This is a genomic window from Streptococcus sanguinis, assembly GCF_020729725.1.
GTDB lineage: Bacteria > Bacillota > Bacilli > Lactobacillales > Streptococcaceae > Streptococcus > Streptococcus sanguinis_V.
The window spans coordinates 1-1,734 of the sequence record NZ_JAJEPA010000024.1; the positions used below are offsets into that span (position 1 = coordinate 1).

Genomic DNA, 1,734 nt, shown 5'->3' on the forward strand with positions numbered 1-1,734 from the left:
GAGGCTTTTTGGAAGTCGTATTTAGCCATTTTGCCAGCACAAGCGGGACATTGAGGAGGCTGGTAATCCAATTTGGCCAGCAGTTCTTTGTGAGTTCCTTGGTCCAGACAATCAATCAAAGTGATGTTAAGGTCTTTAAGATTGAGCAAGTTTGTGATAAAATGAAGTTGTTCCATATGAACCTTTCTAATGATGGTTTGGTCGCTTTTCATTATAAGTCATATGGGACTTTTTGTATACAATCAAAAAGCTCTATAATCCCTGCAGTGGATTTACCCACTACAGAAATTATAGAGCCGAAAAAATCAAAGAGTGAGCCTTGGAAATAATTAGTTAGGAAGTTCACTATGAAAAACGTATCTATTCCACAAGTAAATAATGATATCACTGTAAATGATTTCTTAGATATCCGCTTCTTGCAGATGCCTCTAGTTTTCTATTCGTATGCCGAAAAGCTGAAAGAGGAAGGAAAGCAATATAGAGTAGTTACAACCAGCCCTTATGTAAATATGTCTGACAGAAGTAAAAGTTTCTATGCAGTCTGTTACGATCGCGCAAAATTGAGTAACTACCGTTACAATGCAGGGGATAGCACTTATGTTGATGAAAACCTAGCCCTTTATATTCTTTTCACTATTGAAAATATTATGGAGTCGTTAAATTGCTCCAGAAATTCAGCTATTAATGCTAAAAAAGAATTGGCTGCTTTTGGTTTGATTCGTGAAGTTAGCCAAGGGCCAAATAAACCTAATCTGCTGTATGTTCAAAAAGTAAATTTAGCTATGCAGGAGCGCAGATACTATAAGACCGTCTATTCTTGGAAAACTTATAAATCAGGACGCAAAGTCAAAGAGAAAGAATATGTACTAGTAAAAATTGAAGATTTCACTGGCCGTGTCATTTACGATGCAGAAGGAACCGAAGAATTACAATTACTTCCTCTCTCTCAAGAAGAAGTAAAAAATGATCTGAAGCAGATTTCAGAAGATGAACGGAAGGAACAGGAAGAAGAAAAAGCAGTATCTGATATCAACTTCTCCTCAGCCACTCCTTACAGTTGTATCAAAAATGCTAACCAGCAGGAGAAAATCGGACAAGTAAAGAAAAAATCAGCTCCTCCTAAACGTGCATCAAATCAGGATTTTTCTCGCAGTCTAAAAAATGAACTGCACGCAGTTCAAAATTTGAACCAGAGTAATACTAATTTATCTAAACTTAATTATCAAGATTATGATACTAATCGATACGCTGATGATTTGCCTATTGACCATTTGTCAATGTCTGATGTCCTAAAAGCTGGACAGTTTGATTTCCTTTCCCAAAAGTCAGTTAAGCAACTGGCCCTCTTTGGTGAGCAAGGAAAAAACCTCATCAATAAAATTTATCAAGCTAAACGCGCTGCTGAAAAAGAGTACGGATTTTTGTTAAGCGATTTTTCTGGCGCACAAACTATCCTTGGGGAATGCTGGAGTTATGAAATTGATCAAGAAATTACAAAATTCAGTTACCAATATCGGGTTAAGAAACTAGAGGGCAAGCCGATTCAAAACTTAGAGGGCTATTTCTATTCCATGATGTTCCAATTCTGGAAGCTGACTATTCTTTGCACTGTTCAATTTCCAGAAGCAGTAGCAAGCAATTATCGTGCAGAACATGAGGATGGCAATTTTGGCCTGATTCAAAAATATTATCCAGAAAGAAACACCAAAGCTGATGTAGAAGAACTTTTTGACT

The 1,734-nt window shown here is 36.8% G+C and carries 1 protein-coding gene and 1 pseudogene; one reads left to right on the plus strand and one right to left on the minus strand.

The window, feature by feature from the left end:
• Positions 1-176 (minus strand): annotated as a pseudogene (locus tag K4I03_RS12185) (ISL3 family transposase); the annotation flags it as partial.
• Positions 177-347: 171 nt separating this feature from the next.
• On the opposite strand from K4I03_RS12185, the gene K4I03_RS12190 reads away from it, so the two are divergent.
• The coding region (locus tag K4I03_RS12190) for a replication initiator protein A (protein ID WP_227965583.1) at positions 348-1,734 on the plus strand (1,387 nt) is incomplete at its 3' end.